At 73.4% G+C, this 22,869-nt stretch carries 15 protein-coding genes; 11 read left to right on the top strand and 4 right to left on the bottom strand.

What is annotated here, in order from left to right; all coding sequences use genetic code 11:
- The first annotated feature begins 10 nt into the window (after nucleotides 1-10).
- The gene (gene groES, locus CP967_RS13020) at nucleotides 11-319 is read left to right on the top strand and encodes a co-chaperone GroES (protein ID WP_003966899.1); all 309 of its coding nucleotides are present in this window, start codon (nucleotides 11-13) and stop codon (nucleotides 317-319) included.
- A gap of 101 nt (nucleotides 320-420) precedes the next feature.
- The gene (groL, locus tag CP967_RS13015) at nucleotides 421-2,049 is read left to right on the top strand and encodes a chaperonin GroEL (RefSeq protein WP_150488154.1); all 1,629 of its coding nucleotides are present in this window, start codon (nucleotides 421-423) and stop codon (nucleotides 2,047-2,049) included.
- A gap of 141 nt (nucleotides 2,050-2,190) precedes the next feature.
- On the opposite strand, the gene CP967_RS13010 is transcribed toward groL, so the two are convergent.
- Nucleotides 2,191-2,964 carry an SDR family NAD(P)-dependent oxidoreductase gene (locus CP967_RS13010; RefSeq protein WP_150488153.1) on the bottom strand — a complete coding sequence of 258 codons (774 nt, stop codon included), beginning with the start codon at nucleotides 2,962-2,964 and terminating at the stop codon, nucleotides 2,191-2,193.
- A 987-nt stretch (nucleotides 2,965-3,951) separates the two neighbouring features.
- On the opposite strand from CP967_RS13010, the gene CP967_RS13000 reads away from it, so the two are divergent.
- Nucleotides 3,952-4,842, top strand: a complete 891-nt coding sequence (locus CP967_RS13000) for a LysR family transcriptional regulator (protein ID WP_150488152.1) — start codon at nucleotides 3,952-3,954, stop codon at nucleotides 4,840-4,842.
- A gap of 119 nt (nucleotides 4,843-4,961) precedes the next feature.
- Here the strand turns inward: CP967_RS13000 and CP967_RS12995 are convergent, their stop codons facing one another.
- Nucleotides 4,962-5,309 carry a WhiB family transcriptional regulator gene (locus CP967_RS12995; RefSeq protein WP_150488151.1) on the bottom strand — a complete coding sequence of 116 codons (348 nt, stop codon included), beginning with the start codon at nucleotides 5,307-5,309 and terminating at the stop codon, nucleotides 4,962-4,964.
- A 433-nt stretch (nucleotides 5,310-5,742) separates the two neighbouring features.
- On the opposite strand from CP967_RS12995, the gene CP967_RS12990 reads away from it, so the two are divergent.
- The 4 genes from CP967_RS12990 to CP967_RS12975 all read left to right on the top strand — a co-directional run bounded on the left by CP967_RS12990 (nucleotide 5,743) and on the right by CP967_RS12975 (nucleotide 10,129).
- Nucleotides 5,743-6,354 carry a response regulator transcription factor gene (locus tag CP967_RS12990; RefSeq protein ID WP_003948568.1) on the top strand — a complete coding sequence of 204 codons (612 nt, stop codon included), beginning with the start codon at nucleotides 5,743-5,745 and terminating at the stop codon, nucleotides 6,352-6,354.
- 273 nt (nucleotides 6,355-6,627) lie between these two features.
- Nucleotides 6,628-7,203, top strand: coding sequence for a sigma-70 family RNA polymerase sigma factor (locus CP967_RS12985; protein WP_056796454.1), 576 nt, complete (start codon nucleotides 6,628-6,630; stop codon nucleotides 7,201-7,203).
- Nucleotides 7,204-7,349: 146 nt separating this feature from the next.
- Nucleotides 7,350-8,855, top strand: coding sequence for an IMP dehydrogenase (guaB, locus tag CP967_RS12980; RefSeq protein ID WP_150488150.1), 1,506 nt, complete (start codon nucleotides 7,350-7,352; stop codon nucleotides 8,853-8,855).
- Between the two features lie 149 nt (nucleotides 8,856-9,004).
- Nucleotides 9,005-10,129 carry a GuaB3 family IMP dehydrogenase-related protein gene (locus tag CP967_RS12975; protein ID WP_150488149.1) on the top strand — a complete coding sequence of 375 codons (1,125 nt, stop codon included), beginning with the start codon at nucleotides 9,005-9,007 and terminating at the stop codon, nucleotides 10,127-10,129.
- Nucleotides 10,130-10,205: 76 nt separating this feature from the next.
- On the opposite strand, the gene CP967_RS12970 is transcribed toward CP967_RS12975, so the two are convergent.
- Both CP967_RS12970 and CP967_RS12965 read right to left on the bottom strand, forming a co-directional pair.
- A complete protein-coding gene (locus CP967_RS12970; RefSeq protein ID WP_150488148.1) occupies nucleotides 10,206-10,799 on the bottom strand; it encodes a hypothetical protein in 594 nt (197 codons plus the stop codon).
- Nucleotides 10,800-10,910: 111 nt separating this feature from the next.
- Entirely contained in the window at nucleotides 10,911-12,173 is a 1,263-nt protein-coding gene (locus tag CP967_RS12965; protein WP_150488147.1) for a nucleotide sugar dehydrogenase, read from the bottom strand.
- Between the two features lie 427 nt (nucleotides 12,174-12,600).
- Here CP967_RS12965 and CP967_RS12960 point away from each other — a divergent pair, with 427 nt between their 5' ends.
- The 4 genes from CP967_RS12960 to CP967_RS12945 all read left to right on the top strand — a co-directional run bounded on the left by CP967_RS12960 (nucleotide 12,601) and on the right by CP967_RS12945 (nucleotide 22,794).
- Nucleotides 12,601-14,310: a glycerol-3-phosphate dehydrogenase/oxidase gene (locus tag CP967_RS12960; RefSeq protein ID WP_150488146.1), complete on the top strand. Its 1,710-nt coding sequence runs from the start codon at nucleotides 12,601-12,603 to the stop codon at nucleotides 14,308-14,310.
- A gap of 621 nt (nucleotides 14,311-14,931) precedes the next feature.
- Nucleotides 14,932-17,043, top strand: a complete 2,112-nt coding sequence (locus tag CP967_RS12955) for a serine/threonine-protein kinase (RefSeq protein ID WP_150488145.1) — start codon at nucleotides 14,932-14,934, stop codon at nucleotides 17,041-17,043.
- Between the two features lie 304 nt (nucleotides 17,044-17,347).
- On the top strand, nucleotides 17,348-20,899 hold the full coding sequence (locus CP967_RS12950; RefSeq protein ID WP_150488144.1) for a protein kinase: 3,552 nt from the start codon (nucleotides 17,348-17,350) through the stop codon (nucleotides 20,897-20,899).
- 143 nt (nucleotides 20,900-21,042) lie between these two features.
- Nucleotides 21,043-22,794 (top strand): serine/threonine-protein kinase, encoded by a 1,752-nt coding sequence (locus CP967_RS12945; RefSeq protein WP_150488143.1) that lies wholly within the window; start codon nucleotides 21,043-21,045, stop codon nucleotides 22,792-22,794.
- Nucleotides 22,795-22,869 lie beyond the last annotated feature (75 nt).

Genomic DNA, 22,869 nt, shown 5'->3' with positions numbered 1-22,869 from the left:
AGACCGGATCGTGTCGACCACCAGCTCCAAGGTTGCGATCAAGCCGCTCGAGGACCGCATTGTGGTCCAGCCGCTCGACGCCGAGCAGACCACGGCCTCCGGCCTGGTCATTCCGGACACCGCCAAGGAGAAGCCCCAGGAGGGCGTCGTCCTGGCCGTGGGCCCGGGCCGCTTCGAGAACGGCGAGCGTCTTCCGCTCGACGTCAAGACCGGCGATGTCGTCCTGTACAGCAAGTACGGCGGCACCGAGGTGAAGTACAACGGCGAGGAGTACCTCGTCCTTTCGGCGCGCGACGTTCTCGCGATCGTCGAGAAGTAATCCACTTTACGTTTGCTTCTGTTCTGCGCCCCTGGCCCCCTGCGAGATGACTAGCCGGGTGGCAAGGGGCGCAGTTCGTTCGAGAGGACACAGCTCAGCCCATGGCGAAGATCCTGAAGTTCGACGAGGACGCCCGTCGCGCCCTTGAGCGCGGCGTCAACAAGCTCGCCGACACGGTGAAGGTGACGATCGGCCCGAAGGGCCGCAACGTCGTCATCGACAAGAAGTTCGGCGCTCCCACCATCACCAACGACGGTGTCACCATCGCGCGCGAGGTCGAGCTCGACGACCCGTACGAGAACCTCGGCGCCCAGCTGGTGAAGGAGGTGGCGACCAAGACCAACGACGTCGCCGGCGACGGCACCACCACCGCCACCGTCCTCGCCCAGGCGCTCGTCCGCGAGGGCCTGCGCAACGTCGCCGCGGGCGCTTCCCCGGCCGCCCTGAAGAAGGGCATCGACGCCGCCGTGAAGGCCGTGTCCGAGGAGCTCCTCGCGACCGCCCGCCCGATCGACGACAAGTCCGACATCGCCGCCGTCGCCGCGCTCTCCGCGCAGGACCCGCAGGTCGGCGAGCTCATCGCGGACGCGATGGACAAGGTCGGCAAGGACGGTGTCATCACCGTCGAGGAGTCCAACACCTTCGGTCTGGACCTGGAGTTCACCGAGGGCATGGCCTTCGACAAGGGTTACCTGTCCCCGTACATGGTGACCGACCAGGAGCGTATGGAGGCCGTCCTCGACGACCCGTACATCCTGATCCACCAGGGCAAGATCGGCTCGATCCAGGAGCTGCTCCCGCTGCTGGAGAAGGTCATCCAGGCGGGTGGCTCCAAGCCGCTGCTGATCATCGCCGAGGACGTCGAGGGCGAGGCGCTCTCCACCCTCGTCGTCAACAAGATCCGTGGCACCTTCAACGCCGTCGCGGTGAAGGCCCCGGGCTTCGGCGACCGCCGCAAGGCCATGCTCGGCGACATCGCCACCCTCACCGGTGCGACCGTCATCGCCGAGGAGGTCGGCCTCAAGCTGGACCAGGCCGGTCTGGACGTGCTGGGCACCGCCCGCCGCGTCACCGTCTCCAAGGACGACACGACCATCGTCGACGGCGGCGGCAACTCCGCCGACGTCCAGGGCCGCGTCAACCAGATCAAGGCCGAGATCGAGGGCACCGACTCCGACTGGGACCGCGAGAAGCTCCAGGAGCGCCTCGCGAAGCTGGCCGGCGGCGTCTGCGTGATCCGCGTCGGTGCCGCCACCGAGGTGGAGCTCAAGGAGAAGAAGCACCGTCTGGAGGACGCCATCTCCGCGACCCGCGCCGCGGTCGAGGAGGGCATCGTCTCCGGTGGTGGCTCCGCCATCGTCCACGCCGTCAAGGTCCTCGAGGGCAACCTCGGCAAGACCGGCGACGAGGCCACCGGTGTCGCGGTCGTCCGCCGCGCCGCCGTCGAGCCGCTCCGCTGGATCGCGGAGAACGCGGGCCTGGAGGGTTACGTCATCACCTCCAAGGTCTCCGAGCTCGACAAGGGCCAGGGCTTCAACGCCGCGACCGGTGAGTACGGCGACCTGGTGAAGGCCGGCGTCATCGACCCGGTCAAGGTCACCCGCTCCGCCCTGGAGAACGCCGCGTCGATCGCCTCGCTGCTGCTCACGACCGAGACCCTGGTCGTCGAGAAGCCGGCCGAGGAAGAGGGCGAGGCCGGTCACGGCCACGGCCACGGCCACTCGCACTAGAGCGTTTTCCGGCGGTCCCGCCTGCCCGGCCTCCGGGCGGACGGCGCCGCTTTCGGAACACGCCCTGGTACCACCTGTACACAGCTGAGGCCCGGTGCCCCCGTCGCGGGGGCACCGGGCCTCAGCCGTACCGCCCCGGTCCTACTTCGGGCCGTAGGTGCGGCCCGCGCGGGAGGTGACCCCGCCCAGCAGCGCACGCGGGGTCAGCTTCACCAGACCCATCAGCGCCTTGTAGCGGGGGTCGGGGACCGACACCGAGGTGCCCCGGGCCAGGTCCGCCAGGGCGGCGGTGACCACCTTGTCGGCGTCGAGCCACATCCAGCCCGGGATGTTGCCGGTGCCCATCCCGGCCCGCTCGTGGAACTCGGTGCGCACGAAGCCCGGGCACAGCGCCATCAGCCGCACGCCGGTACCCGCCAGGTCCTTCGCCACGCCCTGGGTGAACTGCACCACCCACGCCTTCGACGCGCCGTACGTGCCCCGCGGCAGGAAGGCCGCCACCGAGGCGACGTTGACCACTCCGCCCCGGCCGCGCTCCCGCATCCCGCTCACCGCGGCCGAGGTCAGCCGCAGCACCGCCTCGCAGTGCACCTTCAGCATCGTCAGCTCGTCGGCCATCGGGACGTCCAGATACTTCCCCTTGTTGCCGAAACCCGCGTTGTTGACCAGCAGGTCGACCGGGCTCACCCGGTCCGCCAGCCGCTTCTCGACCGCCTCGATGCCGGCGTCCGTGGACAGGTCGGCGGTCAGGACCTCCGCCTCGATGCCGTGCCGGTCGTGCAGCTCCGTGGCCTGGGCCCGCAGCCGCCCGGTGTCACGGGCCACCAGCACCAGGTTGTGCCCGTCGGCCGCCAGCCGCCGCGCGAAGGCGGCCCCGATGCCCGCTGTGGCGCCCGTAATCAGTGCAGTCGTCATACGCGGCACGTTAGTGCCCCGCGCCGACGGCCCGGCGGCCGGTCCGGGACGCGGCCGGGAACCGCGGGCGGCTGCGGGCACCCGGCCGCCCCCGGGAACCGCGTGCCCGCATGCACCGGGGCCGCCCCTGGGGACCACCGTGTGTGCCTGTGTGCCTGTGTGCCCGTGTGCTTTCGGGGCCGCCCTCGGGGACCGCGCGTGCCCGTGTACGCCCGGGCCGACCTCAGGGTCCGCGCGTGCCCGTGTACGCCCGGACCGACCTCAGGGCCTCCGGGCGCGGCGCGGCCCCCGCGGCCGACAGGCGCGGCGGGGCGGGGAACGGTCCGCCGCCGTCGCCCGGAGCACCGGGGCGGCCGTGACCCCGTGGTCCGGCCGGTACACGGTCCCGACCGGGCCCCCGCGCGGATCGCCCCCGGACGGATGACCCGCGGGTACGCGCCGGTCGCGCCCCGGCGGGTGAACCGCTTCATCCGGCCCCTCTCGCCCGGGGGCCCGCGAGCGTACGGCAGGGGGTGCGGCCGCTCGTACCCTCCAGGCCGACTCCCCGCCGATCCACGGGCGTTCACCGGTCGGTGCCTCACCCACCGGCGGCCCGCAGGCCGTCGGGCCCCCGCGGTGGGAGCCGTTCGGCGGCGGTCGCCCCGACTCCCGCTCCCGGAAGCCGGGTTCCTCACGGGGGAAGGCGTACACCCCCCGGTCGGAGCCGCCGTGGCGGCGCGGGCCGCACACCGCGCCGCCGCCCGTCCTTCCGCCGCCCGCCCCCTCGCAGTCCGTCCCCCCGCCGCCCGGACCGGTGACCGGCGCCGGATCCCCGGCCGGACGCCTGCCGACACCGGTGAGCCCACCGGCGTGCGGGAACGCCTACGGGCGTCCGGTGCGCACGGTCAGCACCCTGTGGCGTCCACGCCGGTCGGGCGCGGACCGGCGATCCTCAAAGTTTCCCGCCAGCGATTCGCCCACCCTGCAAGAAGTGCTTATGGTTGAAGGGTGATCGAAGCCCGCCACCTCCGTGTCCTGCGTGCCGTCTCGGCCACCGGGTCCTTCTCCGCCGCCGCCCGCGAACTCGGCTGCACCCAGCCCGCGGTCAGCCAGCAGATGAAGGCCCTGGAGTCCTCGGCCGGTACGCCGCTGATCATCCGCACCGGCCGCGAGATGCGCCTCACCGAGGCCGGCGAGGCGCTGGTGCGCCACGCGTCCGGCATCCTCGCGGGGCTCACCGCCGCCGAGGAGGAGGTCGCCGCGATCGCCGGACTGCGGGCCGGCCGGGTGCGCCTCGTGTCGTTCCCCAGCGGGAGTTCGACGCTCGTCCCCGGGGCGCTGGCCGCCCTGCGCGCCGCCCACCCCGGCACCCGGGTCTCGCTGGTCGAGGCGGAACCGCCGCGCTCGGTGGAGATGCTGCGCGACGGCGACTGCGACATCGCCCTGGCCTTCCGCTACGGGGACGTGGGCGGCGAGTGGGACGACCTGGTGGTGCGCCCGCTGCTGCGGGACCGGCTGATCGGGCTGCTTCCCGACGGGCACCGGCTGGCCGGCGCGGAGTCGGTGGACATCGGGGACCTGGCCGACGAGCCGTGGATCGCGGGCTGCCCGCGCTGCCGGCGCCAGCTGGTGGAGGTCTGCGAGGCGGCCGGGTTCACCCCCCGGATCGACTTCGCCACCGACGACTACCCGGCGGTGGTCGGCCTGGTCGGCGCGGGCCTCGGCGTCGCCGTGCTGCCCCGCCTGGCCATCGAGTCCGTACGTCCCAAGGGCGCCGGCGCGGTGACGGTGGAACCAGCCGTGGAACGGGAGATCGTCGCGCTCACGCTGCCCGACCTCGCGCGGGTCCCGGCGGTCGCGGCCACCCTGGACCAGCTGGCCCTGGCGGCCGCCCGCTGACCGGAACGGTCCGCCACCGGGCGGGCCGCGGACGGCCGTGTGCCGCCCGCCGCGGGACGGACCGACACGCGGCCATGGTGTGAAGAATCGTTTCTGCGTCGGCCGGTGACGGTGATGTGTCAGTCCTGCCCGGGCTCCGGGCGTGCGGGGGGCTTCGTGCCGCCCGGGACGCCCGCCGGGACGAGGCGGTTGCGGGCGCGGCCCATGAGCTCCTCGCGCTCGTCCTCCGTCAGGCCGCCCCACACGCCGTAGGGCTCGCGGACCGCGAGGGCGTGCGCCGCGCATTCGGCGCGTACGGGGCAGCGCATGCAGACCTCTTTCGCCGAGGTCTCACGGGCGCTCCGGGCCGCCCCGCGTTCTCCCTCGGGATGGAAGAACAGCGAGCTGTCGACCCCGCGGCAGGCGGCCAGCAGCTGCCAGTCCCACAGATCCGCGTTGGGTCCGGGAAGGCGGGAGAAATCTGCCATTGCGTGTCCCCTCGAAACCTTGCTGAGTCGGAACGGCTACCACGGCCGTCGGACGGCCGCCGGACGTGATCGGTGGCCGGAGTCCCGACCGTACATCCACGGTGTTAGTAGATGTAAATATGACTACTCGGGAATCTAGCTACAGACGCAGACAAAAGGAAGAAAACCCGCTAAATGGGGCACGTAGAGGGGTGAGAGAGGTGATTGGGGGTGAATGGACACGCGTTGTTCTTCTCTGTGAGCGCCGTCTCACTTAGAGTGCCGAACCGGACGCTTCGACCCGTAACTCTTTCGAGTGACCGTCGTTGAGGAGGGGGAGGCGGTTGACGGAGAACGAGCTCGGGCAGATGTCCGAGGGGGTCAACCGCACAGGTGACGACTTGTACCAGCCCTGGAGGCTCAAGGTGACGCGCATCAGCTGCGGAGGACGGTCATGACATCCGTCCTCGTCTGCGACGACTCCCCGCTTGCCCGAGAAGCGCTTCGCCGGGCGGTCGCGACCGTGCCCGGCGTCGAACGGGTGACGACGGCGGCCAACGGCGAGGAAGTCCTCCGCCGCTGGGGGGCCGACCGTTCGGATCTGATTCTGATGGACGTACGCATGCCCGGCCTGGGGGGTGTCGAGACGGTCCGCCGGCTGCTCTCGGCCGACCCCGGCGCCCGGATCATCATGCTGACCGTCGCCGAGGACCTGGACGGAGTCGCCCTCGCGGTCGCCGCCGGTGCCCGCGGCTACCTGCACAAGGACGCCTCGCGGGCCGAGCTGCGGGCCACCGTGACCCAGGCCCTGGCCGACCCGACCTGGCGGCTGGCGCCGCGGCGGCTGCGGTCCGCCGAGATGGGCGCCGCCCCGACGCTCACCGCGCGGGAGATCCAGGTGCTGGAAGGCATGAGCCACGGCCGTTCCAACGCGGAGATCGGACGCGAGCTCTTCCTGTCGGAGGACACCGTGAAGACGCACGCCAGGCGTCTGTTCAAGAAGCTGGGGGCCTCGGACCGCGCGCACGCCGTGGCGCTCGGCTTCCGCTGGGGCCTGGTCCGCTGACACCGCGGGGCGGTGTCCGGCAGTCGTACGGTCCCGCCCGCCGGACGCGGGCGGGACGGCGGCGGAACCGTGGACGGCCCGGCTCCGCCGGTGGTATGTGACGCTTCCCGGCCGATGCCGCATCCTTGAGGTGTGGAGTTCCTCGGGAACGATTCGGTCGAGCGGAAGGGGAGGGCGCAGGACATGACATCCGGCGCACCCGCTCATAACGCTTCGGTGCACAACTCGGGACGCGATGCCGCGGATCAGGCGGCGCCAAGGCACCATGGTCCGATGCGTGACGACGAGACGACGGTGATCGGCGCTCTGGTGCACCGTGCCGTCGACGGCGACGCGCAGGCCACGCACGATCTGCTCGCCCACGTCCATCCGCTCGCCCTGCGCTACTGCAGGTCCCGGCTGAACCGGCTGCCGGGCGACGCCCGTCATTTCGTGGAGGACCTCGCCCAGGAGGTCTGTGTCGCCGTGCTGATGGCGCTGCCCCGGTACAAGGACACCGGCAGGCCCTTCGAGGCATTCGTCTTCGCCATCGCGGGCCACAAGGTCGCCGATCTCCAGCGCGCCGCCATGCGCCATCCCGGATCGACGGCCGTGCCCTCGGACGAGATGCCCGAACGCCCCGATGACTCGCTGGGTCCGGAGGAGCGCGCCCTGCTCAGCAGTGACGCGGCCTGGGCGAAGAAGCTCCTCGCCAACCTTCCGGAGAACCAGCGCGAGTTGCTGGTCCTGCGGGTGGCGGTCGGGCTGACCGCGGAGGAGACCGGACAGATGCTCGGAATGTCACCGGGTGCGGTCCGGGTCGCCCAGCACCGCGCGCTGAGCCGGCTGAGGGCTCTCGCGGGTCAATAGGCCGGTCAGGGCGTCCGGAGCGGGGCCCGTCGCGGGTGTGCGGGCGGTCACAGAACCACCGGATGATCTCAGCGGTGGAATGAGACGGCCCGCGAGGCCGTTAGCATGGACGTCCGCACCGATCAAGGCCATTTGGGGAAGGTGTCATGACTGCAAACGTCGACGGAGTGCCCGAGAAGTTCGCGACGCTCGGGCTGACATACGACGACGTGCTGCTGCTGCCCGGCGCGTCCGACATGGCGCCCGACCAGATCGACACCTCCTCGTACATCTCGAAGAACGTCCGGGTGAACATCCCGCTGCTGTCCGCGGCGATGGACAAGGTCACCGAGGCGCGCATGGCCATCGCCATGGCACGGCAGGGCGGCGCGGGCGTACTGCACCGCAACCTGTCCATCGCCGACCAGGCCAACCACGTCGACCTGGTGAAGCGCTCGGAGTCCGGCATGGTCACCGACCCGATCACGGTGCACCCGGACGCGACGCTGCGTGAGGCGGATGACCTCTGCGCCAAGTTCCGCATCAGCGGTGTCCCGGTCACGGACGCCGCGGGCAAGCTGCTCGGCATCGTCACCAACCGCGACATGGCCTTCGAGAACGACCGCGGCCGTCAGGTGCGCGAGGTCATGACGCCGATGCCGCTGGTCACGGGCAAGGTCGGCATCTCCGGCGTGGACGCCATGGAGCTGCTGCGCCGGCACAAGATCGAGAAGCTCCCGCTGGTCGACGACGCCGGGATCCTCAAGGGCCTCATCACCGTCAAGGACTTCGTCAAGGCGGAGAAGTACCCGAACGCCGCCAAGGACAAGGAAGGCCGGCTCATCGTCGGCGCCGCCGTCGGTGTCGCGGGTGACGCCTTCGAGCGGGCGCAGGCGCTGATCGAGGCCGGTGTCGACTTCATCGTCGTGGACACCGCGCACGGCCACTCCCGGCTCGTCGGCGACATGGTCGCGAAGATCAAGTCGAACTCCTCCGGGGTCGACGTCATCGGTGGCAACATCGCCACCCGGGACGGCGCCCAGGCGCTCATCGACGCCGGTGTGGACGGCATCAAGGTCGGGGTGGGCCCGGGGTCCATCTGCACGACCCGGGTGGTCGCCGGTATCGGCGTCCCGCAGGTCACCGCGATCTACGAAGCGTCCCTCGCAGCCAAGGCGGCCGGCGTCCCGGTCATCGGTGACGGCGGGCTCCAGTACTCCGGTGACATCGCCAAGGCCCTGGTGGCCGGCGCCGACACGGTGATGCTCGGTTCGCTGCTGGCGGGCTGCGAGGAGTCCCCGGGCGAGCTGATGTTCATCAACGGCAAGCAGTTCAAGTCGTACCGCGGCATGGGTTCGCTGGCCGCGATGCAGACCCGGGGCGAGCAGCGCTCGTACTCCAAGGACCGCTACTTCCAGGAGGGCGTCGCCTCCGACGAGAAGCTGGTGCCCGAGGGCATCGAGGGCCAGGTCCCCTACCGCGGCCCGCTGTCCGCGGTGGTCCACCAGCTCACCGGCGGTCTGCGGCAGTCGATGTTCTACGTCGGCGGCCGGACGGTCCCCGAACTCCAGGACAACGGCCGTTTCGTCCGGATCACCTCGGCTGGTCTCAAGGAGAGCCACCCGCACGACATCCAGATGACGGTCGAGGCACCGAACTACAGCAAGAAGTAAGAAGTCGTCGTCCGGCTCCGGAAAGGGGCCGGACACCGGCTCGTCAGGCAGTGGCGCAGACGAGGGGCGGTCCGGGGTTCCGGTACCGCCCCTCGTGTGTGGGTCGGGGATACTGGTCAGCGCAGACGTAGAGGAAAGGCCACACCATCGTGACTGAGATCGAGATCGGGCGCGGCAAGCGCGGCCGCAGGGCATACGCGTTCGACGACATCGCCGTCGTACCGAGTCGGCGTACGCGCGACCCGAAGGAGGTCTCGATCGCCTGGCAGATCGACGCCTACCGCTTCGAGCTGCCCTTCCTGGCCGCCCCCATGGACTCGGTGGTCTCCCCGCAGACCGCCATCCGCATCGGTGAGCTGGGCGGTCTCGGGGTCCTCAACCTCGAAGGGCTGTGGACCCGGCACGAGGACCCGCAGCCGCTGCTCGACGAGATCGCCGAGATGCCGGCCGCGACCGCGACCCGCAGGCTCCAGGAGATCTACTCGGCCCCCATCCAGGAGGAGCTGATCGGGCAGCGCATCAAGGAGGTGCGCGACTCCGGTGTCGTCACCGCCGCCGCGCTCTCCCCGCAGCGCACCGCCCAGTTCTCCAAGGCGGTCGTCGACGCGGGCGTGGACATCTTCGTCATCCGCGGTACGACGGTCTCCGCCGAGCACGTGTCGGGCGCGGCCGAGCCGCTCAACCTGAAGCAGTTCATCTACGAGCTGGACGTCCCGGTGATCGTCGGCGGCTGCGCCACCTACACCGCGGCCCTGCACCTGATGCGGACCGGTGCGGCCGGTGTGCTCGTCGGCTTCGGCGGCGGCGCCGCGCACACCACGCGCAACGTCTTCGGCATCCAGGTCCCGATGGCGACCGCCGTCGCGGACGTGGCCGGGGCCCGCCGCGACTACATGGACGAGTCCGGCGGCCGGTACGTCCACGTCATCGCGGACGGCGGTGTCGGCTGGTCCGGCGACCTGCCGAAGGCGATCGCCTGCGGTGCCGACGCGGTGATGATGGGCTCCCCGCTGGCCCGTGCCACGGACGCTCCGGGCCGCGGCCGGCACTGGGGCATGGAGGCGGTCCACGAGGACGTGCCGCGCGGCAAGCTGGTGGACCTGGGCACCGTCGGTACGACCGAGGAGGTCCTGACCGGTCCCTCGCACACGCCCGACGGGTCGATGAACATCTTCGGCGCCCTGCGCCGCGCGATGGCCACCACCGGCTACAGCGAGCTCAAGGAGTTCCAGCGCGTCGAGGTGACGGTGGCGGACGCGCAGCACCGCCGCTGACCTCCGCACGGTGACGGACGCCGGGGCCCGGACCGCGACTGCGGTCCGGGCCCCGGCGCGTGGTCGGGAGGGGCGGTCAGCCGTCGGCCTTCCTGGCGCCACCGAAGGCGGCGACCGGGGCGAGGATCAGGAAGAGGTAGGTCATGAAGTCCGCCTCCTCCTTCCAGACGTCCAGGAGGTCGCCGAAGTGGTCGAAGAACACCTCGAAGAAGCCCACGTGCAGCAGGTCGGAGAGGATCATCGACATGCCGATGAACTGGCCTATGAAGACGGCGGCCAGGGAGAAGACGGCACTGGCGCCGAGGACGGCCGGGTTGGAGCCGCCGACCTTGCTCGCGACGAAGCCCACCAGGAAACCGACACCGATGGCCGCGTAACCGACCTCGCGCTCGATGGTGCCCGCCAGCACGCCGTAGAGGACGGCGGCGACGACCGCGGCGCCGAGGGCGGCCAGCACACCGAGGCCGATGTTGTTGCGGGCCGGCGGCGGGGGAGCGTACGGGGCACCGCCGAAGGGGGCGGGCTGCTGGCCCTGCTGCGCGAACGGGTTGCCGGTCGGCGCGCCGGGCTGCTGGCCGTACGGACCGGGCTGCTGCTGCGCGTACGGGTTGCCGTCGGCGGGCTGCCCGCCGCCGTAGGGCTGCTGGGGCGGGGTCGGTGGCTGGCTCATGGTGGTGGGTCCCCCCGGAGTGGAAGCGCACGGCTGTGCGACGAGTGACGCCGCAGGCTAGCAGGCCGCACCGGCCCTGCCCACCGTGATATCGGAGGGGAGGACGGCCGCTCAGAGCCGGTGTGCGGCGCCCGCCGGTGTGGCCCCTCTCGTGTCCAGGAGGAGCTGGGCCTTCACGGCCAGTCCCTGGAGGTCGTAGGTGCGGTGGTGCTGGAGGAGCACCGTCAGGTCGGCCGCCGCGGCGGCCTCGTACAGCGAGTCGGCGCGGGGCACGGGGGCCTCCCGCACCCGCCAGTCCAGGACGAGGGGGTCGTGGTACCCGATCTGCGCGCCCATGTCGATCAGGCGGCCCGCGATCTCCCGGGCCGGGGCGGCCTCCTGGTCGGCGAGGTCCGGTTTGTAGGTGACGCCGAGCAGCAGCACCCTGGCTCCCCGGACGGACTTGCCGTGTTCGTTGAGCAGGGTCGCGCAGCGCTGGATGACATAGCCCGGCATCCGGTCGTTGATCTCCTTGGCCAGCGAGACCATGCGCAGCGGGTGCCCCGGGGTGCGGCTGCTGTACGGGAGGTGGCCGGGGTCGACGGGGACGCCGTGGCCGCCGACGCCGGGGCCGGGGCGGAAGGGCTCGAAGCCGAAGGGCTTGGTCTCGGCGCACCGGATGACGTCCCAGAGGTCGACGCCGAGGTCGTGGCAGAGCACCGCCATCTCGTTGACCAGGGCGATGTTGACGTGCCGGAAGTTGGTTTCGAGGACCTTGGTCATCTCCGCCTCGCGGGGCCCCCGGGCCCGGACGACCTTGTCGGTGAGCCGGCTGTAGAAGGCGGCGGCGGACTCGGTGCAGGCGGGGGTGAGGCCGCCGATGACCTTGGGGGTGTTGGCGAGGACGTGGGTGCGGTTGCCGGGGTCGAGGCGGCCGGGGGAGTGGGCGAGGTGGAAGTCGCGTCCGGCGCGCAGCCCGGAGCCCTCCTCCAGGAGGGGCCGGACCACGTTCTCGGTGGTGCCGGGCGGGACGGCCGACTCGACCAGGACGGTGGTGTGCGGGCGGAGCCTGGCCGCCAGCGCGCGGGTCGCCCCGGTGACGGCGCCGAGGTCGAGGGTGCGGTCGGGGCCGAGCGGGGTGGGGGCGCAGATCACGGCGGTGCGGACGCGTCCCAGTTCGGCGGGGTCCGTGGTGGTCCGGAAGCCCCGTGCGAGCATCCGGCGGATGTCGGAGGCGCTGAGGGACCCCTCGACCGGCGTACGGCCGGCGGACAGCTCGGCGTGGGGGCGGGGGTCGGTGTCGTATCCGACCGTCTGGATGCCGGCGGCGACGGCCGCCTGGGCGAGGGGCAAACCGAGATGGCCGAGTCCGACGACTGCGAGGTCTGCGGGCATGTGGAGGAGCCGTCCTTCCCTGAGAGGCCCGGACGGAACGGGGGCCCGGCCCGCGATGCCCGGCACGCCCGCTCGCTGTGCCGCCGGAGCGCCCGCGTGACTCCGCCACGAGGGCGCTCCGGCGTCCTGCGACCGCACGCGCCGGACGCCGCGGTCCCATCGGGCCCCGCTCTGCCAGGTCCTCTAAGACCGAAAGCCTGAAAGCGCAACCGCTGTGGACAGCGCTATGTCAGACTAGGCGTAAATATGACCTATATGTCGCATTCTGTGGCGCACGTCGGCCAGGTGTTGTCCACAGGCGGTGGCTGAAGTCGCGGACCGCGGACAGAATCGAGGGGCGGGCGAGGCTGCCCCGGCCACCTGCCGGGCCGCGTTCCCGTGCGGAGCACCCTGACCACCGGAGCACCGGGAGTACCGGGAGGCAGCAGTGAGGACAGCGACACTGGGACCCGCGGAGCGCGCCGAGGCGCTGGCCGCGATGGCCGGACGCGAACTGGACGTGCTGGTCGTGGGGGCGGGCGTGGTCGGCGCCGGGACCGTGCTGGACGCCGTCACCAGAGGACTCTCGACCGGACTCGTCGAGGCGCGCGACTGGGCGTCGGGGACGTCCAGCAGGTCGAGCAAGCTGATCCACGGAGGGCTGCGTTATCTGGAGATGCTGGACTTCGCGCTCGTGCGGGAGGCGCTGAAGGAGCGCGGGCTGCTGCTGGAGCGGCTGGCCCCGCATCTGGTGAAACCCGTCCCCTTCCTCTACCCCCTCCAGCACAAGGGGTGGGAGCGGCTGTACGCGGGTTCGGGCGTGGCGCTGTACGACGCGATGTCGGTGTCCTCGGGGCACGGGCGCGGGCTGCCCGTCCACCGGCACCTGTCGCGGCGCCGGGCGCTGCGCGTGGCACCGGCTCTGCGGAAGGACGCCCTGGTCGGCGCCCTCCAGTACTACGACGCGCAGATGGACGACGCCCGGTACGTGGCGACGCTGGTGCGCACCGCCGCCGGCTACGGCGCGCACGTGGCGAACCGGGCGCGGGTCACCGGCTTCCTCCGGGAGGGCGAGCGCGTCGTCGGCGCGCGGGTGCAGGACGTCGAGGGTGGTGGCGAGTACGAGATCCGGGCCAAACAGGTGGTCAACGCGACCGGGGTGTGGACGGACGACACCCAGGCGCTCATCGGGGAGCGCGGGCAGTTCCACGTCCGGGCCTCCAAGGGCATCCACCTGGTCGTGCCGAAGGACCGTATCCACTCCACGACCGGGCTGATCCTGCGCACCGAGAAGTCCGTCCTCTTCGTCATCCCCTGGGGGCGGCACTGGATCATCGGCACGACCGACACCGACTGGGACCTGGACAAGGCGCACCCGGCCGCGTCCAGCGCCGACATCGACTACCTGCTCGAACACGTCAACTCCGTACTCAACGTCCCGCTGGGCAGGGACGACGTCGAGGGGGTCTACGCCGGGCTGCGGCCGCTGCTGGCCGGTGAGTCGGACGCGACGAGCAAGCTCTCCCGCGAACACACGGTCGCCCACCCGGTGCCGGGGCTCGTCGTGGTGGCCGGGGGCAAGTACACGACGTACCGGGTGATGGCCAAGGACGCCGTGGACGCCGCGGTGCACGGGCTGGACCAGCGGGTGGCGGACTGCGTCACCGAGGAGGTGCCCCTGCTCGGCGCCGAGGGGTACCGCGCCCTGTGGAACGCCCGGGCCCGGACCGCCGCCCGCACCGGGCTGCACGTCGCCCGGATCGAGCACCTGCTCAACCGCTACGGCGCCACGGCCGAGGAGGTCCTGGAGCTGATCGGCCGGGACACGGCGCTCGGCGAACCCCTCGCCGGGGCGGAGGACTACCTGCGGGCGGAGATCGTCTACGCGGCCTCGCACGAGGGGGCCCGCCACCTCGACGACGTACTGACCCGGCGTACCCGGATCTCCATCGAGACCTTCGACCGGGGCACGCGCTGCGCACGGGAGTGCGCGGACCTGATGGCGCCGGTGCTGGGCTGGGACACCGGGCAGGTGGAGCGGGAGGTCGAGCACTACCGCAAGCGGGTCGAGGCGGAGCGGGAGTCGCAGCGGCAGCCCGACGACCTCACGGCGGACGCGGCACGGCTGGGAGCGCCGGACATCGTGCCGCTCCAGTAGTCCGGGGCGGTGGGCCGGGGCCGGTGCTGTCCGGGGCCCCGCTGCCCGGGACCGGTGCTGTCCGGGGGGCCGGCGTCCGGCACGGGCGCGGCGGGGGCCTTCCGGCCGGATCCCTCCGGCCGGAGCCCTTGGGGAGCGGGGGAGTTGGAGGACCGCGAGGGGAGGGGCGGGCGTCCTTCCGCTGTCCGGCGGGCCCGGTGACGGCGGCCGGCGGCGGACGGCCGGTGACGGTCGCCGGCGGGGTGCGGGGCCGCCGCGTCCCGGTGTGCCGGCGGTCCGGGAGCGGCCGTCCGGCGAGACGGCCGCTCCGGACGGGGGCCGCGTCTCGTAGGGTGCGGGGAACCGCCACCCGCCGGGAGGCCGTCGTGGGATACGCCCCTCGACGGCGCGCAGGCCGGGGGAGGACGATGGGACGAGATGTGGTTCGCTGGGCGGACCGCCCTGTCCGGGCGGGTGGAACCAGCGGTGCGGGGGCGGGAAGTGGCGCCCTGACCCCCGGCGCTGCCCGGGGCTTCCCGGCAGGGCCGCATCGCGACCGGCCCCGGACCCGGCACCATGACCGGTCCCGGGGTGAGGGACAATGAACGCTCTGCCAGGGCGGGTTGATCGCAGAGGGGACGCATGTCGGAGGCGGAGCAGGCACGGGAGCCCCAACGGGACAAAGAAGGACGTCTTCTCGCGGGGCGGTACCGGCTCAAAGGTGTGCTCGGCCGGGGCGGCATGGGCACGGTCTGGCGTGCGGACGACGAGACGCTGGGCCGCACGGTGGCCGTCAAGGAACTGCGGTTCCCGTCGGCCATCGACGAGGACGAGAAGCGACGGCTGATCACACGCACCCTGCGTGAGGCCAAGGCGATCGCGAGGATCCGCAACACCAGCGCGGTGACGGTCTACGACGTGGTCGACGAGGACGACCGGCCGTGGATCGTGATGGAACTGATCGAGGGCAAGTCGCTGGCGGAAGTGATCCGCGAGGACGGGACCCTGACGCCGAGACGCGCGGCCGAGGTCGGTCTGGCCATCCTCGACGTGCTGCGCTCGGCGCACCGCGAGGGCATCCTGCACCGCGACGTGAAGCCGTCCAACGTGCTGATCTCCGAGGACGGCCGGGTCGTCCTCACGGACTTCGGCATCGCGCAGGTCGAGGGCGACCCGTCCGTGACGTCGACCGGAATGCTCGTCGGCGCGCCCTCGTACATCTCGCCGGAGCGGGCGCGCGGCCACAAGCCGGGCCCGCCCGCCGACCTCTGGTCGCTCGGCGGCCTGCTGTACGCGAGCGTCGAGGGCTGCCCGCCCTACGACAAGGGCTCGGCCATCGCCACGCTGACGGCCGTGATGACGGAACCGGTGGACCCGCCGAAGAACGCCGGCCCGCTGACCGAGGTCATCTACGGCCTGCTCGCCCGGGACCCCGAGCAGCGGCTCGACGACGCGGGCGCGCGGGTCCTGCTCAACGCGGTGATCAACGCCCCCCAGGAGCCGCCCGCACCGCCGGCCGACGCCACACAGGTCATGGCGTTGCCCCGGACCCCCGACACCCCCGCCCCGAAGAGCGCCGGCAAGGGCGCGAAGGGCGCCGGGAGCAAGAAGGCGGCAGGGGCAGCGGCAGCGGCCGCAGGGCTCGCCGCAGCCGGGACGGGCACCGCGAGCGGCTCCACGCCCGGCGCGGGCGCCGTGACGGGCGCGGGCACAGCGGGAGGCCCGGGCGCCGGCCCGGTCCCCGGGCCCGCCGGCGGCACGGCTGGCACCGCCCCGGGAGGCCCGGCGGCCGGAATCGGGGCCGGGCCGGGGTCGGCGGCCGGGGAGAGCACCAAGGAACGGCTGCGCGGCGCGCTGCGGTCCGTCAGGAACGCCAAGACCCCGTCCGCCACGGCGGCCACCGCCTCGGCCGCCGGCCCGGCCACCGCCCCGAAGGCTCCGGCAGGCGCCCCGGCGGTCCAGCGCGCGCCGATCACCGACGTGGTTCCGCGCCGCACCCTGGTGATCATCGCCGGTGTCGTGGTGCTCGCCGTCCTCGGCACGGTGCTCGCGCTGACCCTCGGGGGCGACGAGAAGGACAACCGGTCGGGCGGATCCGGCAAGGGCGACACCGCCTCGTCGGCCGGTGCGGCGGCGGGCGGTGACGCCGACGGCGGACCGGCCGGGAAGACCCCGGCCGGAGGCGCGGCCGACGGGGAGGCCGGGCAGGACGGCCAGGGGGAGGAGAAGGGGGAGGCGTCCGGAGGAGCATCCGGTGAGACCCCGTCGGCCCCGGCGTCGCCCGCTCCGGACGCGGTGCCGGACGGGTTCGAGACCGTCACCAACAAGCAGTTCCACTTCAGCATGGCGATGCCCGAGGACTTCACCTTCGACCGGGTGGCGGGCCGGAACTCGGGCGCCATCTACAACGCCGACGGCGGGTTCCCGCGCGTCCAGGTCGACTACAACTCCTCCCCGAAGGACGACGCCGCCGCCGCCTGGGCGGCGGCGGTGACCGCCACCAAGAGCCTCAGTTCCGGCTACGAGCACATCGGGATCAAGAAGGTCGACTACAAGGGCTACCCGACCGTCGCCGACTGGGAGTTCACGCGCATGCAGGACGGCATGCGGGTCCGGGTGCTCAACCGGGGCTTCAAGGCGGACGCCACCCACGGTTACTCGATCATGATCAGCTGCAAGGCGAGCGAGTGGGACGGAGCGGAGTGCACCGCCCTGCGCGAGACCGCCCACGCCACGTTCGAGCCGACGGACTGACGAGGGGCCCGGCCGGGTAGGTGATCCGGCGGGTGGACGTACCGGGTGGACGTGCCGGGCACCCGGTACGGCGGGGCGGTCCGGCCGCCGGAGCGGGGGCGGGTGACGGGCCGTCCGGTACGCGCCCGCCGGGCGGCGGCCGGGTTGTCCGACTCGGCCGCGCATCGGCGGCTTGCCACGTATCGTGAGACGTCATGGACCGTGCGCAGCCGGGATCATGGGTCAATTGCACAACAAGTGAACGCAATTGACGGTTTGATGCGGTCTCCTTGACCAGGGGGGCCGTGCGCTCTGGGGAGGCCTCGTGGACGACTACGCGGGTCGGGTTCTTGCCGACCGCTACCGCCTGCCGCTGCCCCCGTCCGATGCGTACGAACTCGCGGAGACCCGCGCGTTCGACACCTACAGCGGGCAGGAAGTCCTGGTCCGGCAGGTGCCGTTGCCGGAGGTCGTGGACGCGGAGGTGCTCGACGCCGACGGGACGCCCACGGCCCGGCGCGCGACCGGGCGGGCGGTGCGCAGGCCCACCGATCCGGCGGTCCGCCGGGCGATCGAGGCCGCGCAGGCCGCCGCCCAGGTGCCTGACCATCCGCGCCTCGACCAGGTCTTCGACGTGTTCGCCGAGGCCGGGTCGCTCTGGATAGTCAGCGAGCTGGTCGCCGCCCGGCCGCTCGCCGCGCTGCTGGCGGAGCGGCCGCTCAACCCCTACCGGGCCGCCGAGATCGGCTCCGACGTCCTGACCGCGCTGCGGGTGCTGCACGCGCACGGGTGGACCCACCGCAACATCACCGTCCGTACGGTGCTGGTCTGCGACGACGGCCGTGTCGTGCTGACGGGTCTCGCGGCCGGGGCCGCGGAGGAGGCGCTGTGCGGCTATGTGCCGGTGCCCCAGCCCGACGGGGAGGGCGGCGGCTACGGGCCGCCCGCTGTGGAGTCGGGTCCCACCGGCCCCTATCGGCCGCCTTCGGACCCGGAGGACGGGCCCGAGCCCGCCCCGGACGGGGACGAGACGGCGGAGCCCGCTGCGGTGCCCGCCTCGCGGGGCCATCGGGAGATAGAGCCCGCGCCGCCTGTGCCCGGGGGCCCGGGGCCGTTCGGCGGCACCGCGCCCGACCGGCGGGAGCCCGTCTCCCGCCCCGCCCGGCAGGGCGTTCCGGCCGCCCCCGGAGCGCTGCCGCGTCCAGGCGGTCCGCCGGACGGACACCGGCCGCCCGGTCCGGCGGCCCCCGCACGTCCTTCGGACCCCGCCCGGCCGTCGGCCGCGGCCCGGCAGCCCGGCCCGTCCCCGTACGCCCGCCCCGCCCGTCCCATCGGTCCTGCCGGTCCTGCCGGTCCCATCGGACCTGCCGGTCCTGCGGTGCCCGGTCTTCCGGCCGGCCCCGCTAGCCCCGCCGGCCCTGAGCGCCCCGTCGACCCCGGGCGCCCCCCGGTCCCGGGGCAGGCGGCCGTGTCCGGCCGGGCGGTCCCTCCCTCGGTCCCCGCCGACCCCGCAGCCCCCACCGCGCCGCCGGCCGAGCCCGGTGCGGGCAGTGCCGCGCAGCTGCGTGCGGCCCGGGCCGGGGCCATCGCCGCGTACCGGGCGGGCGCGCGTGCCGCGGCCCGCGCCAACGACGACCAGCAGCACCAGGGGGGCGGCGGCTCCGGCACGGACCACGGACCTCACGCCGACAGGGCCCGGCAGGACAGGGGATCCGCCGGTACGGGCGGCTCACCGGCCCTCAGCGGTCCCCCGGCGCCCGGCGGGGTATGGCAGTCCGGCGGGGCATGGAGGTCCGGCGAGGTACCGGCGTCCGGGGGGACCGCCGGGCCGCCGCCGGACGGAGACGGAGCCGCCGCGGGGTCCGCCGCCCCCGCCGTCCCCGGTGTTCCAGCCACCCCCGGCGCTCCGGGCACCACGGCTTCCTCGCCCGGAGCACCCGCAGGTCCCGAAGCACCCGCAGACTCTGAGGCACCCGCAGGCCCTGAGACGCCCGCGGGTCCTGAGGCACCCACAGGCCCTGAGACGCCCGCGGGTCCTGAGGCAACCGGAGGCCCTGAGACACCCGCAGGTCCCGCGGAGTCCGAGGGCCCCGCCGGCCGGCCGCGGCTGACCGGTGCCTGGGGGCAGCTCGGGCGGGGACCGTACGACGGGCTGTACGAGGACCCCTACGACGACGAGGGTGACGACGAGGACGACGAGGGGCCGGGAGAGGGCGGCCCGGGGGCCGGCGGCCCGCCCCCCGGCCGGCGGGTCCATCTGACCGGTACCTGGGACGACGGCCCGCTGTCCGGCCGCCCGGTGCCCGCGGGCGGTTCCCCCGGCAACGGGAGCCCGGGAGCGGGCGGGGACGCGTCGCGTGCGGACGGCCGGCTCCCCGCCCTCGGCCCCGGCCGGGACAGGGATCACGACGAACGCCTCCCGCAGCCGGTGGGCGCCCGTGCGGGCTGGGACGAGGTCGTGGCGGGCGCCGGCACCCCCGCCTACCGGGGGCCCGCCACCCCGCTCGCCGCCGAACGCGCCCGGCAGGCCCGTATCGCGGTCGTCGGGGCGGTCACCGAGCGCTGGGCGCCCGAACAGGCCGGCCCGGTCCACGACAACTGGCAGCTGGCCCCGCCGATCGGGCCCTCCACCGACCTGTGGGCCCTCGGCGCCCTGCTCTACCGTGCGGTCCAGGGCCACGCCCCGTACCCGGAGGAGAACGCCGCCGAGCTGGTCCAGATGGTCTGCGGCGAGCCGCCCGCCTTCGCGGAGGAGTGCGGGCCGCTGCGTCCCGTCGTCGAGTCGCTGCTGCGTCAGGACCCCACCGAGCGGCCGGACTTCGAGGAGCTCCGCGGCTGGCTGCGCTCCCTCATACGCTCGGCGCCCGAGCCGGAAGCGGGCCTCGACGTGGTGCCCCTGCCGCCCGCGGACACCGCACGGCTGCCCGTCGTACGGCGCCGGGGCGAACTGGTCCGCAAACGCCGGGGACGCGGCGCGGCGCACGGCCGGCACCGCCAGGGCAGGCGGCAGCGGCCGGTGGCGGTAGCGGGGCAGGAGCCGGCACCGCGGCAGGAGGTACCGGAGCCGGGATACGAGAGTCCGCCGCGCGTTCCCCGCGAGCCGAAGGGCCCCAAGGAGCTGCGCAGGCCGCCCGCCCGGCAGCCCGGCGGCTCCCCGCGGCGGCTCGGCCGGCTGCTGCTCGTGCTGATACTGCTGCTGATGGCCGGCGCGGTGGCGTACGCCCTGGTGTTCATGCCCAAGGCGGACAGCGACCCCGGCACGGGCCCCGGTTCACCGGACAGGTCCTCCGCTCCCGCCGCACCCGCGGATGAGGACACCGACGGCGCGGACGCCGGGGCGGCGCCCACCGGCGGCGCCTCCGCCCCGCCGGAGGGCGCGACCGGTTCCCGCAGCCCGCAGACCAGCGGGTCCGCCGACGCGCTCCCCTCCGGTTACGCACTGCGCAAGGACACGGAGGGCTTCGAGATCGGTGTGCCGGAGGAATTCCGGCGCACCCCCGCCAACGACCGGCGCCAGGTCCGTTACAGCGGCGGCGGGTTCACCGTGCTCGTCGTGCCCGGCCGGGACACCGTCGAGGCCAACGGACCCGACCCGCTGGACTACCAGCGCAGCGGCGAGCCCGAACTCGCGCCCTTCCGGGAGTCCAGCTGGGCCACCTCCTCCGGGATGCGGCGCATCGACGTCGGCCGGCAGGCCATGGCCGAGGGGCAGTTCACCTGGCAGGAGGATGGAGGCCGTGAGGTGTACGTCCGCAACCTGGCCCTGATCGTCTCCGGCCGGTACCACGTCGTGCAGGTCATCGGGCCCGAGAGCGAACGCGACCGGGTGTCCGACATCTACGAGCAGGCCGTCGCCAGCTACCGGGCGGGTTCCTGACCCGTCCCCTTGACCGGACCGGCATATGACGGGCCATCGGTACACGCGACAAGCATCACAGTGCGGTCTCGTGGGCGGTGCGCGGTTACGCGCCACCACCTCCCCTCCGTAACCTGTCAGTTCGAGCGACGGGGCGGGGACACGTGGATCAGGCGCAGGGTACGGAATCGGGGCTCGTACTGGCGGGCCGGTACCGGCTCGGCGACGTCCTGGGGCGCGGCGGCATGGGCAAGGTGTGGCGCGCCCACGACGAGGTGCTCGGCCGCACCGTCGCCGTCAAGGAACTGACCGCCGGGCTGTACGCCACCGAGGCGGACCGTGCCGTGCTGCACGCCCGTACGCAGAAGGAGGCGCGGGCCGCCGCCCGGATCACCCACCCCGGGGTCGTCACCGTCCATGACGTCATCGACCACGACCAGCGGCCCTGGATCGTCATGCAGTACGTCGACGGGCCCTCGCTCGCCGACGCGACGAAGGAGGGCGGCGAGACAGGTCCGCGCGAGGCCGCCAGGATCGGCCTCCATGTGCTCGGCGCCCTGCGCGCCGCGCACGGCGCGGGGGTGCTGCACCGTGATGTGAAGCCCGGCAACGTCCTGCTCGCCAAGGACGGGACGGTCCTGCTGACCGACTTCGGGATCGCCGCGATCGAGGGCGACTCCACCATCACCAGGACCGGTGAACTGGTGGGCTCCATCGACTACCTGGCCCCCGAGCGGGTGCGCGGCGGCGACCCGGGGCCGGCGTCCGACCTCTGGTCGCTCGGGGCGACTCTCTACACGGCGGTGGAGGGGCGCTCCCCGTTCCGCCGCACCTCACCGATCTCCACCATGCAGGCCGTCGTCGGCGAGGAGGCGCCGTACCCGGAGCGGGGAGGCGTCCTCGCCCCGGTGATCACGGCCCTGCTGCGCAAGGACCCGGCCGAGCGGCCGTCTGCCGCGGAGGCGGAACGGATGCTGCTGGACGCCATGGAGGGCCGGGAGCCCCGGGCGGCGCAGGCGCACGTCCCGACCCAGCGGTTCTCCGGTGACGAACTGCACGAGGCGTCGGCCCCGGACGGGGCGACCACCCGGCTCCCGCTGCAGACCCCGCCGTCCGGCCGGGAGCCCGTCTACGGCCTTCCCTCCGGCAGGGACCCCGTCTACAGTCCTCCCTCAGGCCGGGAGCCCGTCTACGGTCCGCCGCCCGGTCACACCGCACCGGCCGCCGCCCCCCGGCGGAGCAGGGGCCGCAGGCGTACGGCGGTTCTGGTCCTCGTGGTCGCGGCACTGGTGGGCGGGGCCGCGGGGCTGTTCCTGATCAAGGAAGGGGACCGGGCCGCCGCCGACGGGCAGGACCGGAGTGCCACGGCACCGGACACGCCGGCCCCGTCCCGGCCGGCCGCGACGCCCTCGGCCGGCGGCTCCCCGGCGGCGGGACGGGCCGCCGCCGGGGAGGTCCCCGACGGCTGGATACGTGTCCAGGACCCGGGGGGCTTCAGCCTCGCCGTGCCCCGGGGGTGGACGCGGCAGACCGACGGCGGCCAGATCGACTACACCCCGGACAACGGGGCGCACCGGATCCGGATCAGCGTCGACCCGGCACCCGACTTCGACAACCCGTACACGCACATGCTGAGCATCGAGAAGGACCTGGAGAAGCGGCTGCCCGGCTACGACCGGCTGACCCTGCACTCGAACGTCTTCCGCGACCGCCCCGGCTCGCTCTGGGAGTTCACCTGGGTCGAGTCCAAGGACCACCCGGGGCCCCGCCACGGCATCGACCAGATGTACTTCGGGGAGCCGGGCGGGCCGGAGTACGCCCTCTACATGACGGGTCCCGAAGAGGACTGGGCGGAGAGCCGGCAGCTCTTCGAAACCATGCTGCGCAGCTGGCGCCCGCCGACGACCAGCGACTGACGCCGGGCGCAACGCCCCTGATCAGCGGTTATGTCGCCAGTGATCACTGGCCGGGTTGGCGGGTGCGGCCGGGGT

It is taken from the genome of Streptomyces nitrosporeus, from assembly GCF_008704555.1.
GTDB classification, from domain to species: Bacteria; Actinomycetota; Actinomycetes; order Streptomycetales; family Streptomycetaceae; genus Streptomyces; species Streptomyces nitrosporeus.
This window is presented reverse-complemented; position numbering and strand designations above follow the sequence as displayed.

Bases quoted from the DNA above. Each gene is read 5' to 3' on its own strand.
- CP967_RS12970 (WP_150488148.1), bottom strand. From the start codon at position 10,799: ATGAGCCAGCCACCGACCCCGCCCCAGCAGCCCTACGGCGGCGGGCAG.
- groL (WP_150488154.1), top strand. From the start codon at position 421: ATGGCGAAGATCCTGAAGTTCGACGAGGACGCCCGTCGCGCCCTTGAG.
- CP967_RS12995 (WP_150488151.1), bottom strand. From the start codon at position 5,309: ATGGCAGATTTCTCCCGCCTTCCCGGACCCAACGCGGATCTGTGGGAC.
- CP967_RS12985 (WP_056796454.1), top strand. From the start codon at position 6,628: ATGCGTGACGACGAGACGACGGTGATCGGCGCTCTGGTGCACCGTGCC.
- CP967_RS12955 (WP_150488145.1), top strand. From the start codon at position 14,932: ATGTCGGAGGCGGAGCAGGCACGGGAGCCCCAACGGGACAAAGAAGGA.
- CP967_RS12965 (WP_150488147.1), bottom strand. From the start codon at position 12,173: ATGCCCGCAGACCTCGCAGTCGTCGGACTCGGCCATCTCGGTTTGCCC.
- CP967_RS12990 (WP_003948568.1), top strand. From the start codon at position 5,743: ATGACATCCGTCCTCGTCTGCGACGACTCCCCGCTTGCCCGAGAAGCG.
- guaB (WP_150488150.1), top strand. From the start codon at position 7,350: ATGACTGCAAACGTCGACGGAGTGCCCGAGAAGTTCGCGACGCTCGGG.
- CP967_RS13010 (WP_150488153.1), bottom strand. From the start codon at position 2,964: ATGACGACTGCACTGATTACGGGCGCCACAGCGGGCATCGGGGCCGCC.